Origin of the sequence: Amycolatopsis sp. cmx-11-32 (assembly GCF_047608695.1) — a bacterium.
Lineage (GTDB): Bacteria > Actinomycetota > Actinomycetes > Mycobacteriales > Pseudonocardiaceae > Amycolatopsis.
On the sequence record NZ_JADNQN010000008.1, the window covers coordinates 92,387 to 116,258 of the forward strand.

The window sequence follows — 23,872 nt, forward strand, 5'->3', positions numbered from 1 at the left end:
TTGCACGGCTTCGAGCCGCCGTCTCGGCCTACCCGGACAGTGCGCACGGAGTTCTTGCGCTCAGCAGGCCCGGTGAGTCCTGGAGTGACCATGCCCCAGGAACCTATTGAGAGGTAAGGCAAAGGTGACTTGTCTCGTGCGGGTTGTGGCCAAGGCGGCGCTGGGGTCGTGACAGTCCACTGATCGGTCCGATCGGGTCTCCCGCCCAGTGCACGCCTCTCTGGCCCGAGACGAGGCGTAGCCCAAGTACATGAACTTGCGCCTAGCTACATGAAGGGGCCTTTCACAACAGATAGCTCTCTGACCTGCGCAAGATCGTGGCATACCCCGGTTGACCAGGCGAAATAGCTGTCATCGGTTGTGGTCGGTTTCCGTCCCTAGTTGTCCTCGCGCGTACCCGGCGCGTACCGGTAACCGCCCAGAGAAGACCAGCGACCCCGTACCCGTTCGCCGGGTACGGGGTCGCTGCCTTGTCCGGCCTCGCCGGGGCTCGTACTAGGTCACCCGATCGGGCAGCGGCTACCCTGGAAGGTGCCTCTTCGCGGAGGAACGCCCCTGGTCGACGGGCCCGGAGCACGCGGAGGGGTTGACTCCGCGAGAGGGTGGGTCTAGATGGATCATGCCGAGATCGGTGAACGGCTTGCGAGGATTCGCCGTCGCCGGGGTATGAGCATCGATACGGCCGCTGGCCTCGCTGGCATCAGCAAGGCGTACTGGTCGATGCTGGAGAATGGCAAGCGCCGGTTTGAGCGGCGTGGCCTGCTCGAAGATCTTGCTGCGGCGGTCGGCTGCGCCGTGTCGGATCTGACTGGGCAGCCGTACTTGCCGGGTGACCGCGTAAGCGCCGAAGCTCTCGCGTCCCTGCCGCCGATATCTCTAGCCCTGTTCGACTCGACGCTTGACGACGTGCCCAGCGACATTCGAGTGCGGCCCGTCGGCGAACTTGCGCGCCTGGCCACTCGGGCGAACGCAGCGTCCGCAGACTCCCGGTACGCACTCGCCGGAAACGACCTTGGCGCGTTGCTCACAGAGTTGCATGTTCACGCCGTCACGGGGGACACAGACACTCGACGGACCGCACTGCGCGCACTGACCGAAGCGTGCATCGTCGCCATCGGCGCCGCGCGAACCCTCGGGAACAACGACCTAGCCGCTATGGCAGCGCGCCGCGCCCAGGACGCCGCCGCACGCCTTGAGGACGCCGCCCTAGGTGGCTTCGCAGCGATGTCCGCCTCTGTGGTTCTCGGTCGCATGGGTGCCCGCCATCGTGCTCAACAGGTCACGAGCATGGCTCTCGACGCAGTGAAGGCCGCAGACCCCCAAGCAACCGACACCGCGCCAGCCGAAGCCGCCGGAATGCTGCATTTGGCGTCGGCTCAACTCGCCGCGAAAGACCGCGACGCGGACACCGCCGAGACCCACCTAGGTGCTGCCGCCGAGCTAGCCGCGCGTACTGGGGAATGCAGCACGCTGCACTACGACTTCGGCCCGGCGAACGTCCAGGCGTGGAGCCTGTCCCTTGCGGTTGAGCTAGGCACTGGTCCCGAACGCGCCGAGCAGATCACGCGGCACACCGACTACGACGCCGGTCTGACCTCGGCTGAACGCCGCGCCGCGCTGCACTTTGACCTTGCTCGGGCCTTCGTGCAGGCCGAAGGTGCGCGCGACGGTGAGGCAATCCGTCACCTCGATATCGCCGATCGAGTGGCACCGCTGCGAATCCGGCATGACCCGATCGCCCGCGAAGTGGTTGCCGAGTTGGACGCGCGGGCGCATCGGCGGGCATGGGAGCTGGACAGTCTCAAGTCACGCCTTCAGGTTAGTTAACAGATTGTGAACGCGTAACGCGCGATTGCTTTTAGTGTCCGACGTGTGACGACGAGTGGCGTGGACGCGTTCAACCAGTACCCGGAGTTGCGGCGTCTGGCGGATCTGCGTGACGCGGGCTGGCTGTTCATGCCGACGTGTGACGCCAACGGTGACGTGATCAAGGTGACTGGGTTGCGCCCGTGGCCGGAAGGTGTCGCGGACGCGCTGCACGTCGGGTCGCAGACGGACGCGGGCGCGCTTCGGATGGATCACACGGGCGGTTTGCTCTGGCAGCGTGATGGGACTGTGGCCGACGTGGTGGGCGCGCTTCTCGCGTTGCCCGCGCCGAGTCATCCGCTCGCGCCTCGTTTGGTGCGGGGTACGGCACCGACGCTCTGGACTCCGTGATGGGCTATTTCAGCCGTCGCCGGGCACGGCGAAACGCGGCTGTCCACAATGCACGGACCGCACTGATCAGTCTTCCCGTTGTCACGTGGTTTCCGCGTGAATACACCGAAGACGCACATCGGGACATCTTGACTGTACGGGCGACTGTCAAGACTGCGCGCGGCCACGTGCGGCGTTCATCTGCCGCTGGCCTTCTGTTGCGAGACGCGGACGTGTGGCTTACCGGGTGGATCGACCTGTGGGGGCCGGAGAGTATCCCACCGCCCCACCTGTCCGCACTCTATGGGCGGATGATCGAACACTTGGCGCGCGTCTCGGAACGACTGTCCCTTGTGGACGATATGGAGAAGCGCAACGTGGACAGGGGCGGATGGCCCGATGGTTCCGAGTAGCACAAGGACTATGAACGGAATCGCATCGAACATGGACCGTCGCGCGACGCTCTCAGGCGGCGAACGGGTTGTACTGCAAACCCTTGCCCACAAGACGACCTTCGGGATGACCTTCCGCGAGATCGCGAACCTTGTCCAACTGGAGGATCGCGACGTGTACGGGATTCTTACATCACTGCATCGCAAGCGGTTCACGGCGAAACACACGTTTGTGAAGCGGCAAGGAAATGCCGTTGTGCTGCACCTGTCCACCCCGGCAGGGCGGGAACGGCTCATGTCCAGCTTGGAGCTGGAATACAAGGACCTGGTGCACACCATGGGCGTAGTGAAGGACATGGCATGACGCAAGCTGTCGAATCCATGGGGTGGGAAGAATTCCTACAGGTCAACGACTTCTACATGAAGTACCGGGGCTGGAGGCTGTGCGAATCCTCGCACGACAACACCGTGAGGTACGTGTTCCCGGAGAGTTTGCACGGCGCGCTGGACCACGCAGAGAAGATGACGCTCGGAACGAATATGACGCTCGGAATCGCTTTATTGCAGGTGGCGGAATGTCACTTCACGCGGACCCGTCGCGGGCTTCGGATCAGGATCATCACCTCCGGTGCTCCGGGCGGTTGCCGCAAGCATGACAGTACCTCGTTCAGGGTCGAGATGCGCAAGGTCTGCTCGGTCGACAGGCTCGTGAAGAAAATCGAGGAACGAGCGACCGCTACGGCGACGGTCGAACTGGCGTACTGCCTGATATTCGGGGCGTGCGCCAAGCGGGTACCGGCCTTACTGGAACCGGCGGCGGCCAAGTACGGAGCCGTCGACTAAAAGGTGTCCGGCGGGGGTCGTCTCGACGCAATATGTGCCCCTCGACTGCCCCTGCCGGGCTTGACATCCCTCGTGTCTCCCGAGGGATGGCGGGTGATGGTAAAGCACGGTCCCCCGCGCGAGCCCGGTTTCCAGCCGGGCGGGCGCGGGGGACCGTGTCCATAGTAGATATTTGATTTTAGCGATGGGGATCTTACGGGCTAGGCAGACAAGTCCAGCTTGACGATTCCAGCCGGGCGTGTCACCGCGAAGCCGAACCGCCCTTCGCAGCGGAAGCGGATCATGTTGGCCTCAAACAGGTTTCCGTCCTCGCCTTCGCCGAACAGGTCCTTCTCGTGGGTGTTCTCCGACCATGTGATCGACGCATCCTCGCGCACCTTGAGCACGGTGGAACCGGCGAAGTCCGCCAACCATCCCGTCCCCACTGCGACCGAAGTGGACAAAGTAACCGGCAGCGACCACAACCGGCGGGCCGCGCGATCCACCGGTAGAGCCTGCCCTGCTTGGGTGAGCAGGTAGCCGTTGGCGTTAGCGGCAAGCTCGATGTTCTGCCAGTCAACGGGATGCAGAAGCCACCCAGAACCGTTGAGGGACAACACTTCCAGCTTAGTCACGGCTTGCCGAGTGGTAGTCAGCAAGTCTGTCGCCCATGCCTGACTCTGGGTGCCGGACGTGAAGTTCAATCCGGTCGGCCGATCGCCGATTCCGGTGCCGTTCACGACCTCGTCCTCCAGCGCCTCTTCGAGCCCAAGGCGAAGCTCGGTGTCCACAAAGGTCGTAAGCATGGGAGCGTCGGCGAGATCTTGGCGTGCAATGGGTTCCGTCAGGTGCGCGACGGTTCCGGACCTGCCTTCTCGACGCTCCAGTGTGTACCGGCTGGTCGGCTTCTTGGCTCCCCGCGGAACGACCTTCGCGTTGTTGTCCCGGAGAATTTGCCGCATGTACGCCCAGACTCCAACCGTGTCCTTTTCGGACGGAATGAGCTGTCGCAGGGCGAGCACGGGTTCGGACTCGCGTACCGGCTGGGTGGCGAGCGGCACCGACACCATCACGGTGCCGGATGGCGATAGGGCCTTGAGCCGTCCAAAATGGTCGCTGTGCTGGCGAACAATTTCGCTGCCCCACGTGCTGCCGCCCAGGGACTTCAAGCGGGGGTTCCCCTGAGAGGCTCCGACGGTGCCCGCTGGTCCGTCTGTCGCGTCGGCGAATTCCTTGATCCAGTTCGAGACTTTGCGATCGTTCGCCTTCTGTTCCTCGGCTTTGGCTTCGGCGAGCAGTGGTTGGATTCGCTTCGCCTCGTCCATGAAGTGCTCGACGGCGTTCCGTTCCTCGCCGGTGAAGTCGCGGCGCTCGTTCTCCGCCTTCGCTGCAATGTCCTTTGCTGCCAGCAGGTTTTCGCGCATTTGCGCGCGAAGACGATCAGCTTTGGTCATCATCGAAATGGGTCCTTGAGATCAGGTGTGGTCACTGATCGGCGGACTTCGCGGGGCGCGTGCGGGGCGCGGAACATGCGCGGGCACGGTCGCAGTGGCGTGCTGGCCGATTCGGCGGGTGTCCGACTGGCCGTGGCGTACCACGGCGGACCGTCACCCCCGACAAGATCACCTTACCCGACGCGACCGATGTAGCGCGAGATCTCGAACCCCGCGCACCACTCGGCGGCTTCGGCCAGACCGTCGCGGAGCGGCACCAGCCGAACCGCCCTGTCCGGATATGCCCACCAGTTCGCGCCGTCGGACGTCATCACCTGAAAGACACCATCGTTGTCCACGCATGCCACCGTGGGCCGTCCAATCTCGACAGTCAGGGGAATGTGCCGGGACATGGCCATTAGGCCGTCCTCGGCCGTCTCAGGGCTGCAATTCAAGGTCTTCACGAGCGTTCCTCCGTGTCATCGTTCAACAGTTCCCGCAACCGGGTCTCCAGCCGGTCCCGCTCGGCTTCGATCAGCGGCAGGCGGTCCGCGAACACCTCCGGCCAGTTCAGCCGGATATCGCGGTGCTCTTCCTCCAGCGCCTCCAATGCGCGCTGAATGCGCCGTAGCTCGTACTCGGCGGCCCGGCGGCACCCTGGCGAGCAGTACGCGGGCTTGCGGCCCGGTCCAGTGCGTTCGGCGAGCTTCCGGCCGCACTTGCAGCACTTCACCATTTCTCCACCTTCCAACATCGGGTTTTCCGGGATGCTGCGCACGCCGCCACCGAGGCGGTCTAGGTGCCGTCAAGCTCCCGTGATTTCGACGCCCTACCCTCGTTCGGCCGCCCGAAGGTTCCGAAGGTGCCAGGGCCTTGGAACGTGGAATCTTCGGAACCTTCGAGGAACCTTCGGGGGTGAACGTGTCCATCGTGGAATCTTCGAAGGTTCCTGGGGATCTACTGTGGAATGTTGAAGGCACCAGGAAGGTTCCGAAGATTCCAGGTTTCAGGGTGTGGACTCTTCGGAACCTTCGGGCGGCTGGTCGATCGGGTGCCGCCACCACCACGGGCCGCCCATGCTGTCCTTCTGCTTCTGTACGCCCAGTTTGCGGGCGGCACGGTGCAGCGTGGTCTTGGAGAAGCCTGCTTTGCTGGCTTCCTTCTGTACGTCGCTGGCCTTCGCTGTTCCGCCGTTGTCCAACAGGTACTTGTCGAGGAAGTCGAGCGCGTCGTTGCGTTCGACGGCTTCCTCGGTGGTGAGGTTCAGCAGTTCGCCCGCGCGGTGCGTGGACTCTCCGCCCCAGACGACGCGGGCGACGTGGCTGTCCGGTGTGGACTCCAGGCGGTAGGTCAGGCTGGGCGGCGTGGGAGCGAGGTTGTTCTTCGTGCAGGCGAGTACGCGCGTGGATTCGGTGTCGTCGCTGGGATCGAGGGCTACGACGTATCCGGCACGGGCGGCGCCGATGATGCCGATGGACCCGCCACCCCGGTAGACAGCGTTTCCGCCGGACGTCTTGTTCAGGTGCCGTAGCAAAAGGACAGTGCACCCGGTCTCCTCGCCGATCTTCGCGAGACGCGAGAGGATGACACGGACGTCCTGGTCTCGGTGAGAGTCCACTTTGCCCGGTAGGTAGGCCATGAGCACGTCCACAATGAGCAGTCGGGCACCGACGTCGCGGACGGTGTCGGCGATCACGTCGGTGTCGGCGAGGGTCGGAGGGCGTCGGCGGGCCTCACCTCCGTCATCCACATAGGACACTTCGGTGAGGGCGTGCACCCGGTCGGGATCACCTTCGGCGGCATCGAGTCGGGGCCGGATGGTGTCGGCGAGACCGTCTTCGGCGGACATGATCACAACGTCGCCCTGTGGGCAGGGACGTCCGTCCGGCCAGTCGCGACCGGTCGACACGTGAGCGGCGAAGGTGAGCGCCAAAGTGGACTTGCCGAGCGACGGGTCACCGTCGAGCATCACGAGTTTTCCCGCTGGGAGTCGGTCTGACCACAACCAAGTCACCGGCTCCGGCTTCACGTCCGCCAGCCGCTCCGTGACCGCGTACGGCTTCGGCGGGGCGAGGTCATCGAGGTTCACGACGCACCACCGGCCCGGCGAAGAGCGGAGTTCACTGTGGACTCGGCCTCCCGGCGACTTAGTCCTGTTTGGATGGCAGCGTCAACAAGTAGATCAACTTCGCCCTGGCCGCCGGCCTCGACCGCCCGGTTTGCCGCCCAGTAGAGGGCGTTGTTCCGATTGCCTTTCTGGCGTAGCGCAAGCCATCGAGCAAGATTCTGGACGGCCTCACTTCGACTTCCCTTGTGTGGCAACCGGGTCGTGCGTGGCGGCATCACCAGCCGCTTGCACGCCTGCCAGTCGAGTGCCCGGCCTCGCGCGTCGGTTCGCCAGTCGACAACCTCGTACGCTGCGTCATCCACTGTGGACGGCGGGATGAGCACATACCCGCCGAGCCCGCGAAAATCGATTCCGTGACCGGGCAGGCTTCCGTTTCCTTGCCGGGTGCCTCGGAAGTAGACGTGTAGCCCGCCGGAAGGCGTCCGCACGATACCGAGTGCCCCGGCGAGTAGCCCGGCGGCCTTAAGCCGGTCCATTGTGGCCAATCCGTCGACGTCGGCTTTCACGTCGACGTCGAGCACATCGAACGCGGGCGCCCCGGTCGCTACCGCGACGTTGGCGCCGGGCATCCGGCTCCACCACCGCGTGATCACTCCGGGGTCGGTGCTGGCGTCCTTGAACCCGTGCAGCGTCGCCGGTTGCTTCGCGCCGGGCTTGCAGGGGAACACTGGCCATCCGTGCCGCGCGCACGCCAGTGCAGCGCGGAGTGCGGTAGTGTCCACAGTGGTCGAACAGTCCTCAGTGTCGATCTTGTCAAGTGGGGCCGCCCGGTTCGCGCGTGCCGGGCGGCTTTCTTCTGCCGGGGGGCCGTTCACGCGACGCGGCCCCCTTCGGCCTCGTGAGCCCTCTCCCACTGTTCGACGTCGGCCAGCCGGTACCGGACGTACTTCCCGATCTTGAGGTAGCGCGGGCCGTCGCCGCGCGAGTTCCATTGGTAGACGGTCGCCTGGGGCACCCCTACCCGTTCGGCGAATTCCTTGATCGTCAAGTGCTTGCTGACCGTCATCAGCTCTTGCCCTTCCTGGTGATCAACTGTTGACGGTTGCCATGATGTACATGGTTGTGTCATGGTGTCCTTGGTCAAGCCCGACAGATTGGTGTCAAGGTGGAGAAACCAGCACGACGACGGATCAGGTTCCCCCAGGGGTGGGCCGAGTTCGATGACGTGAACCCCTCGTGGGTGCGCGTGCGCGATCAGCTCATCCCCCCGGAGATCACGGTGGTGATGCCCAGCGCGCCCGACCTGCCCTCGCTCACGATGAAGATCGAAATGCGCAAGGAGGTGCCGGTGTGCACCGAGGTCACGATCCAGGCGAAGGAGGACGGGCGAGAGGTGCGCACGACGGACCTTCGCGCGGTTCAGCTCCAGGACCTCATAGAGCTGATCGTGACCGCCGTGTCCAGCAAGATCATTTCGGCGGGGCCGGACGGCCTGGTCCTTGGCGACAACCAGGGCGCGACGAGAGAGAACTTTGACGCCGCCCTCGCGACCATCCGCGCGGCCCGGAAGGGCACGCGGGCGCGCATCACGGATGACTTCCTGCGGGAGGTGGCCGAAACCTACCGCGCCAATGTCGACGGCAGTCCCACCAAGGCCGTCGAGGAGAAGTACGGCGTCGAGTACCGAACCGCTGCCCGGTGGGTCGAACGGGCACGCGCCAAGGGCTACCTCCCCGCAACCACCCCCGGCAAGCGAAAGGCGTAACGATGGCTGTTGAAGACCGTTGGCACCACAAGGGAACGCGGAAGCGCACCAAGGACTACGGACGCGGTAAACGCTGGCGTGTCCGGAATTCCGGAACCCCGGTGCGTTCGTTCGAGAAGAAATCGGACGCGGAGGACTACGACACGTCCGTCAAGGCGGACCTGCTGAAAGGCATGATGCCGTTCGACGTCACCAAGGGGCGCATCCCGTTCCGGGAGTACTGCGAAAAGCACTGGCTCCCCAACCACCCCGGCACGCCCAACTCCCTGCGCACCATCCGGTCACGCCTCAAGAACCACATCTACCCGCACTTCGGCGACAAGCGCATGTACGACTGCCGCCCGTCCACGGTGAACGGCTGGAAGACGACCATGCGCACCAAGACCGCGAAGCGCGGCGGCGGGAAGCTCTCGGACGCGACGATCCTCGCGTGCTGGATCCATCTCGGCGGAATCTTCCGGTCCGCGAAGATCGACGGCGTGATCGCGGTCCACCCGTTCGAGGGGGTGGAACGGGTGGACGAACCACGCCGGGGCCACATGCGATTACTGGAGGACGAGACCGTAGACGGCATCCTCGACGCGTTCCCGGACCGCTACCACGGGATTCCGCTCGTGTCGGCCACCTGCGGGCACCGACAGGGCGAATCGTTCGCCGTCGCCGTCGAGGACCTGGACTTCCTCCGACGCAAGATCGAAATCCGGCACCAGGTGCAGGTGATCGACGGGGAGTTAAAGCTAGTACCCCCGAAGCGCGGGTCCGTGCGCACGGTGCCGCTCCCGACCCCCACAGGAGACGCCCTGGCCGCGCACATCGAGCGCTACCGCACCACCGCTGTCCGGTGCGAGTGCTGCAACCGGATCAACCACCTGCTGTTCGTCACCGAGTCCGGCGAACTGCTCAACTACACCAAGTTCAACCGGACGCTCTGGCACCCCGCGATCAAGGCGGCCGGACTGGACCCAGCAGCCGACGACGAGACCGGTCAGCACCTGCTACGGCACTACTACGTGTCTCTCCTGATCGACGCCCGCACCAACCCGAAGGCCATTCAGCAGTACGTCGGCCACAAGCACATGAGCACCACCATGGACGTGTACGGCGGCCTGTTCGAGCGGGCACACGAACAGGCCACCGGAGTCCTTGACCGCGCGTTCGCTGGACGCACCCGCTCGTACCCTGCGCGTACCGCGAAGGGCGCCTGAGGTGGCTTCGCGCAGGTCAGAGCAGGTTTCTGTCGTGAAGGGGGCCTTCACGTACTTATTGAGGGGTGGGGCACAGGTGGCAGGTTGCGAAAGCCACTTTCGCAACCTTCACCGCTGCGGAAGCCACTTTCGCAACGTCGGGGGCAGGGTGTGGTAGCGAAGAGGGGGCCTTCGCTACGCCGGTGCCGTGGCCCTCGCTGAACCCATGGTCGAGATGCGTCGCGAAAGCCACTTTCGCGACGCCTGATGTCCCGAAAGTGGCTTTCGCGACACCGTCGCCCCACAGCCGCGAGCGAATCCCCGCGACCCGACACCTTTGCGTTACCCCTCGATAGAACACGATTCGCCACTCACGACCACCGCGCGGGCGCGCTCACCGGAAGCTCACGGACAAGCCACCTTTGATCGCCTCAAATGAATGTAGGCGTATGTCCTGCTCGCCGGTAGGCGCATTCGTTGCCAGGGTGCCCTTTTGGCGCGCGGGAGGTACTCGGCACACAGCGAAAGCGAGCTGTCGCTTCGCGTCACTCCCGCGCGCCTCCAATGCGACAAGCGGATCTCGTCTCATGTGGAAGCGGGAGAAAGCCGGGTTCACCTGGTGCGACCCCGAGCCCCGGTTCTCTCTCGCCGTACTTTTCCGTGTGCTGACAACGATTGCGGAGTGCCGGACGTAGTCGCCGGAGAAGGCACTGAACTGCTGGGGAAGGGCGCTGGAACACCTGCCGGCAACCGGTTCTGGGACCTCGGCCAGTGGCCACGCAAGACAACCGCGCAGGGTTGCCGGTGATGAGAACACCGGAATATGTTTCCTGTCAACGGATCGCGCCGCTCGGCGAACCGCCGCCCGATGCAGGCACCCAATTCCGGAGGCACGCTATGCACAGCACGATGCCGGACACTCCACTGACCATTGCCCGCATCCTGCGGTACGGCGCTACGGTTCACGCTTCCTCCCACGTGTCCACCTGGAACGGAACGGGGTTCGACAGAAGGAGTTACGCGGAAGTCGCCGAGCGGGCCGCCCGGCTGGCGCGTGCGCTCCGTGACCGGCTGGGGGTGCGCCCCGGTACCCGGGCGGGGAGCGAACAGGGCGTCGTCGGCACCCTCATGTGGAACAACGCTCGTCATCTCGAACTCTTCGTCGCGGTTCCCGCGATGGGTGCCGTGCTGCACACCCTGAACTGGCGGATGCCCGCGGACCAGCTGGTCTACACCATCGGCCACGCCGGGGACGAGGTCATCATCGTGGACGCGGGCCTGACAGAATCGCTCGCCCCCGTGCTCGCGCGGTTGCCGGAAACCGTGCGGCACATCATCGTCGCCGGTCGTGGCGGCCGTGAGGCGCTGTCCAAATTCACCGGTGAAGTACATGACTACGAGGAGCTGATCAGCGACCATCCCGGCGATTACCCCTGGGAGGAGCGGTTGGACGAGCGTGCCGCCGCGACGATCTGCTACACCACCGGAACCACCGGCAAGCCCAAGGGAGTGGTCTACAGCCACCGTTCGATATTCCTGCACTGCTTCCAGGTGCTGTCGCCGAGTCATTACAACATCAGCTCGCACGACACCCTTTTCCCGATAGCGTCCATGTTCCACGTGATCGGATGGGGCATCCCGCACACAGCCTTCTTCACGGGCGCTGATCTGTTGCTGCCTGACCGGTTCACCCACGCCGAATCGCTCGCCCGCATGATCGACAAGGGGCGGCCCACCTTCAGCGCCGCCGTCCCCACCGTCTGGTCTTCTCTTTTGGAGGAACTGGACACCCGCACCTACAACACCGAAAGCCTGAGGCGGGCGTATGTAGGCGGTTCCGCTTGCCCGCCGACTTTGATGGCCGCATACCGGGACCGGCATTCCATCGAGCTTCTGCACGGCTGGGGGATGACCGAGACCATGGGGCTGGTGAGCGCGGCGGTGCCGCCCCGAGGGGCGGACTCCGACGAGGAATGGGCCTACCGTGTCAGCCAGGGGCGGTTCCCGCCGTCGGTGGAGTTCCGGCTCGTGGGCCCGGACGGCGCACTGTTGCCCTGCGATGGTGTGGCCACCGGGGAACTTCAGCTGCGCGGCCCCGACGTGACGTGTGCCTATCACGGCGGTGACGAGGCTGCGTGGGCGCGGCCGGCGGAGAACTTCACCGCGGACGGCTGGCTGAGGACCGGCGACGTCGGCGCGATCACCGCGAACGGCTATCTGAGGTTGACCGACCGGGTGAAGGACGTCATCAAGTCCGGCGGTGAGTTCATTTCCAGCGTGGGATTGGAGAACACGCTGATGGAACACTCCGCGGTGATCGAGGCGGCCGTCATAGCGGTGCCCGACGACCGATGGGGCGAACGTCCGCTGGCCACCGTGTCACTGCGCCACAACGGCATCGACCCGGCGGAACTGCGTGATTTCCTGGCCGAACGTATCGACGCGTGGATGGTGCCCGAACGCTGGGCGGTCCTGCCGGCCGTGCCCAAGACCTCGGTGGGCAAGTACGACAAGCGGGCCATCCGCGACCAGTACGTGCAGGGTCTGCTCCCCATCGTGCGGCTCGGCAGGCACCGCGGCGGCCGCCCTGCCATGAAGCAGTAGGAACTCGTCGGCAGGTGACGCCCGCGTTCCTGCCTTCACGGTGAAGCCCTCGACGGCTCGAGCACGTCCGGGTACGCGGCCCGAGAGGGATACCACGCGCTGGAGGACATCTTCCTCGACGGCGGCGGGTCTTCCGGCTGGGTCGCCGACCGCGCTCCCGCCCGGAACCATTTCGCGTTCTCGTGCCGGAACTTCGCCCGCAGCGGCGGGGTATGGCGCCACGGAAATCCAGGAGAGAGGAAGAGATGAGCCCTTCACCACATCGGCACCGCGCCTTCCGCGCCCAGGACATGGGTGCGCAGACAGCCAGCGGAATGCCCGTGCACAAGTACGCTCCTTATCAGCCGATCGGGCTGGAAGACCGCACCTGGCCCAGCCGTCACATCACCCGCGCGCCCCTGTGGGGCAGCGTGGACCTGCGTGACGGCAACCAGGCCCTGCTGGAGCCGATGGATGTCGCCCGCAAGCGCGTCATGTTCGACCTTCTGGTGTCCATGGGGTTCAAGGAGATCGAGGTCGGCTACCCCGCCTCGTCCCAGGACGACTACGACTTCGTGCGGCATCTGATCGAGACGGGCTCCATCCCTGACGACGTCATCATCCAGGTCCTCTGCTCCATGCGGACCGATGCCATAGACCGGAGTGTCGACGCGGTACGCGGAGCCCGCAAGGCGGTCCTGCAGTACATCAACCCGACTTCCGTCGCGCAGCGGCGGGTGGTCTTCCGTGCCAGTCGCGAGGAGACCGTGGCGCTGGCCCTCGAGGGCACCCGGCACGCCGTCCGGCTCCAGGAAACGTTGGCGGAGACCGAGCTCTACCTGTCCTACGTGCCGGAGTCCTGGAGCCAGACCGAACCCGACTTCGGCGTGGAGATCTGCAACGCGGTACAGGAGTACTGCGCTCCGCGGACCGACCGCACCCTCCGCATCGCCCTGCCCGCGACCGTGGAGTGTTTCCCGCCTCATGAGCTGGCGGACCGTATCGAGTACACGTGCCGGAATCTGGCGTATCGCGACCGGACCATCCTCACCCTGCACCCGCACAACGACCGCGGCAGCGCCGTCGCGGCGACCGAGCTGGCCCTCCTCGCCGGCGTCGACCGGGTGGAGGGGTGCCTGTTCGGAAACGGTGAGCGCACCGGCAATGTCTGCCTGCCCACCCTGGCGATGAACCTGTTCTCCCAGGGGATCGACCCCATGCTCGACCTGAGCGATCTGGACGGCATCCGTTCCGTGGTCGAGGAGTGCAATCAGCTCCCGGTCTCCGCTCGCCATCCCTGGGTGGGCGAATTTGTCTACACCTCCTTCGCCGGCACGCACCAGGACGCCATCGCCAAGGGGCTCAAAGCCCGGGAGGAGGCGGGGGATCCCGGTGCCGTCTGGGAAGTGCCCTACCTCGCCGTCGATCCCCGCGACATCGGGCGCAGTTATCAGGCGCTGATCCGCATCAACACCCAGTCCGGCAAGGGCGGCATCGCCCATCTGCTGCGCAGCACGCGGGGGCTGACCCTGCCCCGGCCGTTGCAGATCGACTTCGCCCATGTCATGCAGGAGTTCTGCGAGCAGCTTGGTGGCGAAGTGGGCGCGGACGAGCTTTGGGAGCTTTTCACGGAGCGGTATGTGGCACCGGGCACGGAGTCCGACGAGGGGACGACGGACGCCGTGGAGATTTCCGCCGCCGACTGGACACCCGCCGACTGGAAGATTTCGGTGTGCCAGGCGTTCTCCGCCCTGGAAACCCCCGGCGCGGTCCAAGGCGTCACCGTGGAGCGGCTCCAGGGGCGGCCTGGATACGCCGCCTTCTGCGAGACCGCCCTGAACGGGCATTCCTTGTGGGGCGTGGGCATTCACGAGGAGGAGACGGAAGCGGTCCGGAGGGCCGCGCTGGCCACTGCCCGGCGAGCCTGGGACGAGAAGCAGTCCGCACCGTATGTCACCTCGACCGCGGCCGCGACGGAGCCCGCCGTCTGAGTGCCCTGGAGTCCGCGGCCACGCGCGGACCAAGGAAGCCGGCAGCGGTCTGCCGCCGATCCGGGGCACATCGGGCCGGTTCTCGACAAGGGACCGGCCCGTTCCGGGCCCAAGAGCAAACCTCGCGAACAGCTGCCACCACCCGAATGAAGGAGAGAGATGCCAATGCCGACCAGTCGTAGCATTCGCCTCGCGGTGATCCCCGGTGACGGCATCGGCCCGGAAGTGGTGGCAGAGGGACTGAAGGTCCTGGCCGCCGTGCTTCCGCCGGACGTGAAACTGGAGACCAGCCCATACGATCTCGGCGCGCGGCGGTGGCACGCCGCCGGGGAGATCCTGCCGGACGCCGAACTGCAGTCGCTCAGGCACCATGACGCGATCCTGCTGGGCGCCATCGGCGATCCCACCGTCCCTTCCGGCGTTCTGGAACGTGGCCTGCTGCTCAAGCTGCGTTTCGCCTTCGACCACTACGTGAACCTGCGCCCCGGCAAACTCGATCCGAACACCGGCGACCGCCCGCCCGTCGACTTCGTCGTGGTCCGGGAAGGCACCGAGGGTCCGTACACGGGCAACGGCGGCGCGCTGCGCGTCGGCACCCCCGCCGAGGTGGCCACCGAGGTGAGCGTCAACACCGCCTACGGCGTGGAGCGGGTGATCCGGTACGCCTTCCAGCTCGCCAACGCCCGGCCGCGCCGGAGCCTGACGCTGGTGCACAAGAACAACGTGCTCGTGCACGCCGGCAACCTGTGGCAGCACACCTTCGACGCGGTCGCCGCCGAGTACCCCGGCGTCAGCACTGACTATCTGCACGTCGACGCCGCCACGATCTTCTTCGTCACCCGGCCCGAGCGGTTCGACGTGATCGTCACCGACAACCTCTTCGGTGACATCCTGACCGACCTGGCCGCGGCCGTCACCGGCGGCATCGGCCTTGCCGCCAGCGGCAACATCAACCCCACCGGCGCCCACCCCTCGATGTTCGAGCCGGTCCACGGCTCCGCCCCGGATATCGCGGGCACCGGCAAGGCCGACCCGACCGCGACCGTCCTGTCGGTCGCGCTGCTCCTGCGCCACCTGGGCTATGAACAGGAGGCACGGCGGATCGAGGCCGCCGTCACCGCCGACCTCGCCGAACGCGACACGGCCGCACCCCGCGGCACCGAGCAGATCGGCGACGCACTCGCCGCGCGCCTGGCGGGCTGATCCGCTCTGCCTGCCAATGCCCTGACCTGGCATCGGGCGCTGCTCGAGCAAAGCGGTGCCTGTTCAAGAAGTTCCTCGATGTCTCGTGAAACGAGGCATTCCGCACGAGCACAGCGTGAAATCCGGTGCCGGCCCGGCTCCGGTTCCATCCATTCGCTCGAAGGGAAGTCCATGGCCAAGACAATGGCGGAGAAGGTCTGGGACGACCATGTCGTCCGGCGCGCCGAGGGCGAACCGGATCTGCTCTACATCGATCTGCACCTGCTGCACGAGGTGACCTGCCCGCAGGCGTTCGACGGGCTCGGCAAGGCCGGACGGCGTGTGCGGCGCACCGATCTCACCATCGCGACCGAAGACCACAACACCCCCACGATCGACATCGACAAGCCGATCGCCGACCCGGTCTCCCGCGCAATGCTGGAGACGCTGCGGAAGAACTGCGCGGAGTTCGGGGTCCGCCTGCACCCGCTGGGCGACGTCGAGCAGGGCGTCGTCCACGTGGTGGGGCCGCAGCTGGGCTTGACCCAGCCTGGAATGACCATCGTCTGCGGTGACAGCCACACCTCCACCCACGGCGCATTCGGCGCCCTCGCCTTTGGCATCGGCACCAGCCAGGTCGAACACGTGCTGGCCAGCCAGACGCTGCCGATGGCGCCGTTTCGGACCATGGCCGTCACGGTCGAGGGCGAGCTGCCCCCCGGTGTCACGGCCAAGGACCTGATCCTGGCCGTGATCACCGAGATCGGCACCAGCGGCGGCCAAGGCCACGTCATCGAATACCGCGGCCCGGCCATCGAGAAACTCTCGATGGAGGCCCGGATGACCGTGTGCAACATGTCGATCGAGGCGGGTGCCCGGGCCGGCATGATCGCCCCCGATGAAACCACCTTCGCCTATCTCAAGGACCGCCCGCACGCGCCCAAGGGCACCGCCTGGGACGCCGCCGTCGCCGACTGGCGTGCCCTGCGCACCGACGAAGCCACTTTCGACCGCGAGGTCGTCATCGACGCCTCCGCACTCTCTCCCTTCGTCACGTGGGGTACCAACCCAGGACAAGGTGCTCCGCTGTCGGGCTCCGTCCCCGACCCGGCGGACTTCGCCGACCCCAGCGAGCGGCTGGCGGCCGAGAAGGCGCTGGAGTACATGGGCCTGAGGGCGGGTCAGCCACTGCGGGAGATCGCGGTGGACACCGTCTTCCTCGGCTCCTGCACCAACGGGCGGATCGAGGACTTGCGCGCCGCGGCCGCCGTGCTCCAGGGCCGCTCGGTGGCCGACGGGCTACGGATGCTGGTCGTGCCAGGGTCGGTGCGCGTCGCGCTCCAGGCCGTCGAGGAGGGGCTGGACAAGGTGTTCGTCGCCGCCGGAGCCGAGTGGCGCCACGCGGGTTGCTCCATGTGCCTGGGCATGAACCCCGACCAGCTGGCCCCCGGCGAGCGGGCCGCGTCCACGTCCAACCGCAACTTCGAGGGCAGGCAGGGCAAGGGCGGTCGCACCCACCTGGTCTCTCCGCAGGTGGCAGCCACTACCGCGGTCCTCGGACACCTGGCCTCGCCCGCTGACCTGTCCGAACGGCCCCTCACCACCGGAGTCTGAACCTCATGGAAGCATTCACCACCCACACCGGCCGGGTCGTCCCGCTGCGCCGCAGCAACATCGACACCGACCAGATCATCCCTGCCCACTGGCTGAAGAAGGTCACCCGGGACGGCTTCGAGGACGGGCTCTTCGATGCCTGGCGCAAGGACCCGCAGTTCGTGCTCAACCAGCCCGCCCGCCAGGGCGCCACCGTGCTGGTGGCCGGGCCGGACTTCGGGACCGGCTCCTCGCGCGAGCACGCCGTCTGGGCACTGCAGAACTACGGCTTCAAGGCCGTCATCTCCTCCCGCTTCGCCGACATCTTCCGCGGCAACTCCCTCAAGAACGGCCTGCTGACCGTGGTGCTGCCACAAGAGACCGTGGACCGGCTCTGGGAGCTGACCGAGGCCGACCCCGCGGCCGAGGTCACCGTGGACCTCTTCGGCCGCCAGGTTCGTGCCGAGGGAATCACGGCTGATTTCGAGCTTGACGACAACGCCCGGTGGCGTCTGCTGGAGGGGCTGGACGACATCAGCCTGACCTTGGAACACGAATCCAGCATCGCGGAGTACGAAGCGCGGCGCCCTTCGTACAAGCCTCGCACCCTTTAACAGTGACGGATGCGGAGCCGGCACCGTGTGCGGTGCGCCGGGCGGGGGCCGGAGGTCTCCCGCCCGGCCGCACCGCACACGGTCAGGTCGTCGGCCAAGGAGCGGTGAGCCCTCGCGTTCGAGTTCACAGTGGACTAACTAGGAGTCGTTCGACGACGGACGGCGGGCGGCCCGGCCTGACTGCGGAGCGCCCGGAGGATCGCGACGCGTTCGGCGCGGGTGGCGTCGTGCAGGGCGATCTCAAGTTCGCGTCGCTGACTTTCAGCGCGGATCTTGGCCAGGACGCAGCGCGCGATCGCGGTGATCCCGGTGGCGACGACAGGGCCGGCCAGTAGCCAACTCCACGTGACAGCGTTCCTCCGGCGTACTGGGTGATGGGAAGCCCTGCCGAATCGGCTGGGACTGCCCAACGTTTACGCAGGTCAGATCGCATCGTGCTGCTGCTTTACATAGGCTGACGCCGGATTAAAGAGGTTTTGACCGAATTTTCGAGGTGGGGCGGCTGGGGTGAAGCCCTCTCTCCGAGGCGGGGTTTTACAGCGGTTTATAGTGGCTGCCAGCATATTGTGAACTGGGCCACGTCAGGGAAGACGCCGTGGGGGTCTGGCGCCAACCGGAGTTGCCCGATGGGCCGTTGCGGGACCTGAATCTTGAGCTGCATCGGCTGCCTGTGTTGTCCGGTTACCGCAGCAGCTACCGGATCGCGACCTGGTATCGAGCACGGCGACGCTATCCCGACGTCCGGCCCGGCTTGGCGCGGATGCGGGAGCCCGGCTTGTGGGTGGGGGTAGCCGGGAACCAGACCGCCCGCGGCCGAGCTAATTGCGTGCGCTGGGTCTGCCGTGGACCAGGTCGCGACCTCGGGCGAGTGGGGTGTCGCCAAGCCTTCGTCCGAGTCCTTCGCCCGCGTCGCAGAGATGGTGCCCGACGGGCCAGGCGAGACGATGTACGTGGGTGACCACCGGGACAACGACGTAGCGATCGCGGCTGGACACGAGCGGGGATCGGAACCCGGCGTGGGAGCGGGTCACTCCGGCGAGGGGTCACCGGCGAGGGCCTTCAGGCCGCGAATGACCGTTTCGGCGCTGGGAGCCCGCTCGGGAGCGACGAGGTGCTGCATCATCACGCCGGCGATGAGGGCGAACTGAACGGCGCCGGCCGCGTCGGCGTCGGTGCGCGACAGGCGTTCGCCGAGGACCTTCCGGGCTTCGTCCTGCGCGTCGGCTAGTCGTTCGCGGAGGTCCGGGAAGCGGACGGCCTGGGTGGCGCTTTCGAGGACGGCGGTCCACGTGTCGCGCTGCTCGGTGAAGGAGCCGATGAGGCCTTGCCAGATGGCGGTCAGCGACGTTCCGGCCGGTTCACGCAGCCGCTCGACCGCCTCGGCCGAGAGTTCGATCATGGCCTCGTTCATGAGGGCCTCTTTGGAGCCGAAGTGGTACCCGATGGAGCCGAGGTTCGCACCTGAGGCGGCGGTGATGTCGCGCGCGGTGGTGTGCGCGTAGCCGCGTTCGACCAGGCAGCGCTTGGCTCCGTCGAGGAGGTCCTCTCGTTGTCCCATGCCCCGATCCTAGTGGGAGACTGTGACAAGCGTCTTATACGTTCGTCTTATACAAGTGTACAAGACGCTTGTATGGTCGGCGGTGCCGGAACAAGCTGGCCTCGCACAAGGGAAGACGATGAACCCCAACCGCTACATCCTTGGCAACTTCGCCCCGGTCGCCGAAGAGATCACCGCCTTCGACCTGCCCGTCACCGGGAAAATCCCGGACGACCTCGATGGCCGCTACCTGCGCATCGGCCCGAACCCGCTTGGTCTAGAAGACGCGGCGGCGCACATTTGGACCCTCGGGGAAGGCATGGTCCACGGCGTGCGCCTGCGCGACGGCCGCGCCGAGTGGTACCGCAACCGCTGGGTCCGGTCGGCTTCCGTGGCCGACCGGCTCGGAGAACCGCGCCGCGGGCAGGTCGCCGACGAGCGGATGGACTTCGCGCCGAACGTCCAGGTCGCGGGCCACGGTGGCCGTCTCTACGCGCTGATCGAAGGGGGTTTGGCCCCGTACGAGCTGACCGGTGAACTCGACACCGTCGGACCCGCCCCCCTCGGTGCCACGGCACAGGGCTTCTCGGCCAACGCGCACAGCAAGTACGACCACGCGACCGGCGAACTGCACTCACTGGCCTTTCGTTACGGTGCGGATTTCGTGCAGCACATCGTGATCGGGCCCGACGGGGAGAACCGGAGCGTCACCGACATCCCGGCGCCGACCCTGCCGTACATGCACGACTTCGCGCTCACCGAGCACTACGTGGTGCTCTACGAATCCCCGATGGTCTTCGACCCCGAGCGCCTGGCGACCGGGGTGCCGTTCCACTGGAACCGGGACCTGCCCTCACGGCTGGGTCTGCTGCCGAGAGCGGGCGGGACGGTGCGCTGGCTGGAAACCGCACCGGTCATGGTCGGCCACACCCTGAACGCCTTCGAGGAGAACGGCAAAATGGTGGTGGATGTGGTCGTGCATCCCCGGCCGCTGGACTTCGCCGACATCGGTGCCTCGAAGCCCGTGCTCGAACGCTGGACCGCCGACCTCACGCTCGGCCGGGTCACGCGAACGCTGCTGCACGACCGCCCGCAGGACTTCCCGCGCCTGAACGGCCGTTTCAGCGGCAAGCCCTACCGCTTCGGCTATTCGGCGGCGGCCGAACTCTATGCCACACCGAGCACCACCGAGCCGGACCGCCCTGACGAGGGCTTCAGCAGCGCTCTCCTCAAACACGACCTCCTGACCGGTGCCACCGAAACACACGAGTTCGGCCGTGACGCGAGCGCGGGCGAGACCGTGTTCGTCCCCGCGGGCCGGACGAGAGCGGAGGACGACGGCTACAACTTGGCCTACGTCCACAACCCCGATCGGGGCGCGGCGGACCTGGTGATCCTGGCCGCCCAAGACTTCGCGGGCGAACCCCTCGCCAGGGTCCACCTGCCCGCACGCGTCCCACTGGGGTTGCACGGCAGCTGGATTCCCGTCGCGTGATTCGGTCACCGAATGTGAGAGATATCGGTCACCAGGGGGCTCACTTTCGCCCCGTCAATGACGGTCTGTCGTCCGTGCTGTCGCTGGCTTCATACGTCAGTTCTTGTGCTCATCGTGCGGATGGGCCGCGAGGTCGCTGGTAAAGGGGGCGCTGGGCTGCTGGAGCCGCACCGGTCCGGGGCCACGGCCCTGGAGGGCGTCGTCGGGGTTGAGGAGCAGGCACGCCTTCATCGACAGGCAGCCGCAGCCGATGCAACCGGTGAGTTCGTGTTCGAGGGACTCGAGGGCGCGGCGGCGTTCCTCCAGTTGTCGCTTCCAGCGCCGGGAGACCCGCTGCCAGTCCTGGTGGGTGGGGGCGCGATCGGCGGGGAGGCCGACGAAGACCTCGGCGACGTCCGTCAGCGGAATGCGGAGGCGCTTCGCCACCAGGATCAAGGAAATCCGGCGGAGCATGTGCCGCGAGAAGATCCGCTGATTGTTGCCGGTGCGTTCGCTGAAGATCAGGCCCTTGCGTTCGTAGAAGTGCAAGGCGGAGGCGGGCACGCCGGTCCGGTGGATGACCTCACCGATCGTGAGATGGTCCTCGGGACTGGCGCGCACTTGTCCGCTCCTCGCTCGTTCGGGACGCCGGTGGTCAGGTGCGGCGACGGGACGTCGCGGCGCGGCGGTGGATCAGGACGGCCACGACGATCGACAGGACCAGGCAGAGCAGGCCGACACCGAGCTGGGTCAGCTGCCATGACCAGGTGAAGGCGTCCAGTTCCACCGCCTCGGTTCCCTCGGTGAGGCGTCCGGCGCCGACCTTGGCGGCGTGGGCCGGGTCGTCGAGCCTCGCCGTGAGGAGGCCGACGATGGAGGCACTGTAAGCGGCGATCACGAGAGCCTCGGCCGCTCCCCGCAGGGTGTTGAGGAAGCCGGCCGCCATGCCGACGGCGTCGGCCGGGACGAGAGCCATGGCCTGGCCGTCGGTGATGCCGAAGGACGCACCCATGCCCACCCCGATCATCACCAGCGGCGCCGCGACGACCGCGACCGCGTCCTCGGCGTTCAACGTCACCAGCCACAGATTCCCGGCCACGACCAGCACCAGGGCGATCATGATCAGCAGCCGGGCCGGTACGCCCTTGTTCACCAGCGCCACCGCGACCATGGGCATGATCAGCACCGGGGCCGTCAGCAACAGCATCGTCACCCCCGAGGCGGCAGGGGAGAGCCCGGCCGCTGCCTGCAAGTAGGTGGGCAGGAAGACCAGGACGCCAAGGAACCCGACGGACGTGGTCAGGGTCGCCAGGCTCCAGCCGAGGAAACCGCGATTGGCGACCAGTTCGGGTGCCAGTACCGGAGCGGCGCTGCGCCGCTGCACGACGCCGAAGACAACCAGCACGACCAGGCCTGCGGTCCCGGTGAGCAGGATGACCGGGTGGGACCAGCCGAGCGACGGCGCCTCCAGGAGCGCGAACATCAGCAATGCCAGCGCGGCGACGAACAGGACACTGCCAACCCAATCCGCCCGGCCGGTGTCGGTCGCGCGGGACTCGCGGGCACGGGTCCCGCCCAAGGCGACCAGCAAGCCGATGACCGTGAAGACCGCAAAGCTCCCCCTCCAGCCGGTAGCACTGATCAGCAGGCCCGACAGGGTGGGGCCGATGGCGATGCCGACCCCGGCCATGGTGCCCATCAGGGCAAAGGCGCGATTGCGGGCCGCCCCTTCGTAGCTGGAGGCGAGGATGGCACCGCCGGCCGCCATGATCCCGGCACCGCCGACACCGGAGACGACGCGGGCGACGTCGGTGACGACGATCGCCGGGCTCAGCGCCGTCCCGAGAAACCCGGCCGCGAAGACCAGCGCCGAGACGACGAACACCCGTCGCCTGCCGATCCGGTCGGCCGCCGATCCCGTGATGAGCGTCATGGCCGCGAAGGCCAGGTTGTAACCGGCCACGACCCAGTTCAACGGGGAGCCGGAGGTATCGAGATCACGGCCGATGCTCGGCAGCGCCACCGCGGTCCCCGAGATGGACATCGCCACCAGGACGACGCCGACCAGGACCACCGGAAGTGTCAACGGAGACGGTCGATCCACCGAAGCCGGATGCGGAGAGGGATTTGTGGTCGTTCTGTCCGTGCTGTTCGCCATAGCTGTTCGCTTTCTTGTCCTGAGGTCGACGGCGAGCAGCCCATCAGCTCAACCTAAGTTGAGGTCAAACGCGCTGGTGAAAGCATGTCTGTACGAGGTCGTCGAGCACGTGTGGTCGGTTCGGTCGCCGACCACGGCGGTCAAGTCGTCGCGGGCCGGTGGCTGCGGCCGACAACGACGGACCGATTTCAGTCACTCGGACTATGACGCTCCGCAGGAACTCCCTGAGGTCGCCTCCATGCTGTGGGCCGAGCCACTGCGCCCGCTCCAGCAATTCCAACAGGGCCTCGATCGCGCCCACACCCCGGAAACAGAAGAGCTTCCCCCGGTTGTCCGGGCACTCACCTGAGGTGACCGTCGGTCACCAGGGAGGATGTTCTGGTGTCTGCACCACACCCGCCTGAGTTTCGTCAGCGTGCGGTCGAGGTGAGAACCATGTCGTCACGCCGGAACTGCTGGAGAAACTGGGCATGGACCGGGAGACCGCGATCGAGCGGGCTGCTGACCGCCGGACAGTTCCCGTGGCTTGGGCCCGGTCACCGAGCCCGACGTCGGCCAGCGCCTGGCGCACCTCGCCCTTGGACACCCGCACACCGGCCATCTTCAGCGGGAAGGCCACATTCTGTTCGGCGGTGAGCGAACCGTTCAGGTTGAAGCTCTGGAACACGAAGCCGATCACGCGGCGACGCATGAGGGTAAGCACGTTGTCTGGTGCGGTGGTGATGTCCTGGCCGGCCAGCAGCACGCGACCGCTGGTGACCTTGTCCAGTCCGGCGGCGCAGTGCAGCAGGGTGGACTTGCCGGAGCCGGACGGTCCCATGATCGCGGTCCAGGTTCCCGCCAGGCGGGGCGAGGTTCACGTTGTCCAACGCCGCGACGC

General features: G+C 66.5%; 22 protein-coding genes. 12 read left to right on the forward strand and 10 right to left on the reverse strand.

Annotated elements, in window-relative coordinates:
- The first annotated feature begins 612 nt into the window (after positions 1-612).
- The 4 genes from ACM6LR_RS24025 (at position 613) to ACM6LR_RS24040 (ending at position 3,431) form a co-directional block, all read left to right on the forward strand.
- Positions 613-1,827, forward strand: coding sequence for a helix-turn-helix domain-containing protein (locus ACM6LR_RS24025; RefSeq protein WP_076168599.1), 1,215 nt, complete (start codon positions 613-615; stop codon positions 1,825-1,827).
- Between the two features lie 45 nt (positions 1,828-1,872).
- Positions 1,873-2,217: a hypothetical protein gene (locus ACM6LR_RS24030; RefSeq protein WP_414944533.1), complete on the forward strand. Its 345-nt coding sequence runs from the start codon at positions 1,873-1,875 to the stop codon at positions 2,215-2,217.
- A gap of 402 nt (positions 2,218-2,619) precedes the next feature.
- The gene (locus ACM6LR_RS24035) at positions 2,620-2,952 is read left to right on the forward strand and encodes a hypothetical protein (protein ID WP_414944534.1); all 333 of its coding nucleotides are present in this window, start codon (positions 2,620-2,622) and stop codon (positions 2,950-2,952) included.
- Positions 2,949-3,431, forward strand: coding sequence for a hypothetical protein (locus ACM6LR_RS24040; protein ID WP_414944535.1), 483 nt, complete (start codon positions 2,949-2,951; stop codon positions 3,429-3,431). The genes ACM6LR_RS24035 and ACM6LR_RS24040 overlap by 4 nt, the downstream gene beginning before the upstream one ends.
- A gap of 200 nt (positions 3,432-3,631) precedes the next feature.
- Here the strand turns inward: ACM6LR_RS24040 and ACM6LR_RS24045 are convergent, their stop codons facing one another.
- The 6 genes from ACM6LR_RS24045 to ACM6LR_RS24070 form a co-directional block, all read right to left on the reverse strand.
- Positions 3,632-4,867 carry a phage major capsid protein gene (locus tag ACM6LR_RS24045; RefSeq protein ID WP_414944536.1) on the reverse strand — a complete coding sequence of 412 codons (1,236 nt, stop codon included), beginning with the start codon at positions 4,865-4,867 and terminating at the stop codon, positions 3,632-3,634.
- Between the two features lie 170 nt (positions 4,868-5,037).
- Positions 5,038-5,202, reverse strand: coding sequence for a hypothetical protein (locus ACM6LR_RS24050; RefSeq protein WP_414944537.1), 165 nt, complete (start codon positions 5,200-5,202; stop codon positions 5,038-5,040).
- Between the two features lie 101 nt (positions 5,203-5,303).
- Positions 5,304-5,597 carry a hypothetical protein gene (locus tag ACM6LR_RS24055; RefSeq protein WP_414944538.1) on the reverse strand — a complete coding sequence of 98 codons (294 nt, stop codon included), beginning with the start codon at positions 5,595-5,597 and terminating at the stop codon, positions 5,304-5,306.
- Between the two features lie 252 nt (positions 5,598-5,849).
- The gene (locus tag ACM6LR_RS24060) at positions 5,850-6,932 is read right to left on the reverse strand and encodes an AAA family ATPase (protein ID WP_414944539.1); all 1,083 of its coding nucleotides are present in this window, start codon (positions 6,930-6,932) and stop codon (positions 5,850-5,852) included.
- Positions 6,929-7,825, reverse strand: a complete 897-nt coding sequence (locus tag ACM6LR_RS24065; protein WP_414944540.1) for a bifunctional DNA primase/polymerase — start codon at positions 7,823-7,825, stop codon at positions 6,929-6,931. Before ACM6LR_RS24065 ends, ACM6LR_RS24060 begins: the two co-directional genes overlap by 4 nt.
- Positions 7,783-7,977 (reverse strand): helix-turn-helix transcriptional regulator, encoded by a 195-nt coding sequence (locus tag ACM6LR_RS24070; RefSeq protein WP_414944541.1) that lies wholly within the window; start codon positions 7,975-7,977, stop codon positions 7,783-7,785. Before ACM6LR_RS24070 ends, ACM6LR_RS24065 begins: the two co-directional genes overlap by 43 nt.
- A 180-nt stretch (positions 7,978-8,157) precedes the next feature.
- Here ACM6LR_RS24070 and ACM6LR_RS24075 point away from each other — a divergent pair, with 180 nt between their 5' ends.
- From ACM6LR_RS24075 to leuD, 7 genes are all read left to right on the forward strand, one after another.
- A complete protein-coding gene (locus ACM6LR_RS24075) occupies positions 8,158-8,676 on the forward strand; it encodes a hypothetical protein (protein ID WP_414944542.1) in 519 nt (172 codons plus the stop codon).
- 2 nt (positions 8,677-8,678) lie between these two features.
- The gene (locus ACM6LR_RS24080; RefSeq protein ID WP_414944543.1) at positions 8,679-9,881 is read left to right on the forward strand and encodes a tyrosine-type recombinase/integrase; all 1,203 of its coding nucleotides are present in this window, start codon (positions 8,679-8,681) and stop codon (positions 9,879-9,881) included.
- Between the two features lie 888 nt (positions 9,882-10,769).
- A complete protein-coding gene (locus ACM6LR_RS24085) occupies positions 10,770-12,464 on the forward strand; it encodes a long-chain-fatty-acid--CoA ligase (RefSeq protein WP_414944544.1) in 1,695 nt (564 codons plus the stop codon).
- Between the two features lie 245 nt (positions 12,465-12,709).
- The gene (locus ACM6LR_RS24090) at positions 12,710-14,434 is read left to right on the forward strand and encodes a 2-isopropylmalate synthase (RefSeq protein ID WP_414942857.1); all 1,725 of its coding nucleotides are present in this window, start codon (positions 12,710-12,712) and stop codon (positions 14,432-14,434) included.
- 183 nt (positions 14,435-14,617) lie between these two features.
- Positions 14,618-15,637, forward strand: a complete 1,020-nt coding sequence (locus ACM6LR_RS24095) for a 3-isopropylmalate dehydrogenase (RefSeq protein ID WP_414942860.1) — start codon at positions 14,618-14,620, stop codon at positions 15,635-15,637.
- Between the two features lie 171 nt (positions 15,638-15,808).
- Entirely contained in the window at positions 15,809-17,230 is a 1,422-nt protein-coding gene (gene leuC, locus ACM6LR_RS24100; protein ID WP_414942856.1) for a 3-isopropylmalate dehydratase large subunit, read from the forward strand.
- Between the two features lie 5 nt (positions 17,231-17,235).
- The gene (gene leuD, locus ACM6LR_RS24105) at positions 17,236-17,823 is read left to right on the forward strand and encodes a 3-isopropylmalate dehydratase small subunit (protein ID WP_414942855.1); all 588 of its coding nucleotides are present in this window, start codon (positions 17,236-17,238) and stop codon (positions 17,821-17,823) included.
- A 1,027-nt stretch (positions 17,824-18,850) separates the two neighbouring features.
- On the opposite strand, the gene ACM6LR_RS24110 is transcribed toward leuD, so the two are convergent.
- Positions 18,851-19,381 carry a TetR/AcrR family transcriptional regulator gene (locus ACM6LR_RS24110; protein ID WP_414942854.1) on the reverse strand — a complete coding sequence of 177 codons (531 nt, stop codon included), beginning with the start codon at positions 19,379-19,381 and terminating at the stop codon, positions 18,851-18,853.
- A 118-nt stretch (positions 19,382-19,499) separates the two neighbouring features.
- Between ACM6LR_RS24110 and ACM6LR_RS24115 the strand changes: the two genes are divergently transcribed.
- Positions 19,500-20,855, forward strand: coding sequence for a carotenoid oxygenase family protein (locus ACM6LR_RS24115; RefSeq protein ID WP_414942853.1), 1,356 nt, complete (start codon positions 19,500-19,502; stop codon positions 20,853-20,855).
- Between the two features lie 96 nt (positions 20,856-20,951).
- Here the strand turns inward: ACM6LR_RS24115 and soxR are convergent, their stop codons facing one another.
- From soxR to ACM6LR_RS24130, 3 genes are all read right to left on the reverse strand, one after another.
- On the reverse strand, positions 20,952-21,455 hold the full coding sequence (gene soxR / locus ACM6LR_RS24120) for a redox-sensitive transcriptional activator SoxR (RefSeq protein ID WP_414942852.1): 504 nt from the start codon (positions 21,453-21,455) through the stop codon (positions 20,952-20,954).
- Positions 21,456-21,489: 34 nt separating this feature from the next.
- The gene (locus tag ACM6LR_RS24125; RefSeq protein WP_414944545.1) at positions 21,490-22,920 is read right to left on the reverse strand and encodes an MFS transporter; all 1,431 of its coding nucleotides are present in this window, start codon (positions 22,918-22,920) and stop codon (positions 21,490-21,492) included.
- 433 nt (positions 22,921-23,353) lie between these two features.
- Positions 23,354-23,812 (reverse strand): ATP-binding cassette domain-containing protein, encoded by a 459-nt coding sequence (locus ACM6LR_RS24130; RefSeq protein ID WP_414942850.1) that lies wholly within the window; start codon positions 23,810-23,812, stop codon positions 23,354-23,356.
- Positions 23,813-23,872 lie beyond the last annotated feature (60 nt).

What these genes read in the sequence shown, in the direction of transcription:
- ACM6LR_RS24025 (WP_076168599.1), top strand. Translation starts at nt 613, where the DNA reads ATGGATCATGCCGAGATCGGTGAACGGCTTGCGAGGATTCGCCGTCGC.
- ACM6LR_RS24035 (WP_414944534.1), top strand. Translation starts at nt 2,620, where the DNA reads ATGAACGGAATCGCATCGAACATGGACCGTCGCGCGACGCTCTCAGGC.
- ACM6LR_RS24040 (WP_414944535.1), top strand. Translation starts at nt 2,949, where the DNA reads ATGACGCAAGCTGTCGAATCCATGGGGTGGGAAGAATTCCTACAGGTC.
- ACM6LR_RS24045 (WP_414944536.1), bottom strand. Translation starts at nt 4,867, where the DNA reads ATGATGACCAAAGCTGATCGTCTTCGCGCGCAAATGCGCGAAAACCTG.
- ACM6LR_RS24055 (WP_414944538.1), bottom strand. Translation starts at nt 5,597, where the DNA reads ATGTTGGAAGGTGGAGAAATGGTGAAGTGCTGCAAGTGCGGCCGGAAG.
- ACM6LR_RS24070 (WP_414944541.1), bottom strand. Translation starts at nt 7,977, where the DNA reads ATGACGGTCAGCAAGCACTTGACGATCAAGGAATTCGCCGAACGGGTA.
- ACM6LR_RS24080 (WP_414944543.1), top strand. Translation starts at nt 8,679, where the DNA reads ATGGCTGTTGAAGACCGTTGGCACCACAAGGGAACGCGGAAGCGCACC.
- ACM6LR_RS24085 (WP_414944544.1), top strand. Translation starts at nt 10,770, where the DNA reads ATGCCGGACACTCCACTGACCATTGCCCGCATCCTGCGGTACGGCGCT.
- ACM6LR_RS24090 (WP_414942857.1), top strand. Translation starts at nt 12,710, where the DNA reads ATGAGCCCTTCACCACATCGGCACCGCGCCTTCCGCGCCCAGGACATG.
- leuC (WP_414942856.1), top strand. Translation starts at nt 15,809, where the DNA reads ATGGCCAAGACAATGGCGGAGAAGGTCTGGGACGACCATGTCGTCCGG.
- leuD (WP_414942855.1), top strand. Translation starts at nt 17,236, where the DNA reads ATGGAAGCATTCACCACCCACACCGGCCGGGTCGTCCCGCTGCGCCGC.
- ACM6LR_RS24110 (WP_414942854.1), bottom strand. Translation starts at nt 19,381, where the DNA reads ATGGGACAACGAGAGGACCTCCTCGACGGAGCCAAGCGCTGCCTGGTC.
- ACM6LR_RS24115 (WP_414942853.1), top strand. Translation starts at nt 19,500, where the DNA reads ATGAACCCCAACCGCTACATCCTTGGCAACTTCGCCCCGGTCGCCGAA.
- ACM6LR_RS24130 (WP_414942850.1), bottom strand. Translation starts at nt 23,812, where the DNA reads ATGGGACCGTCCGGCTCCGGCAAGTCCACCCTGCTGCACTGCGCCGCC.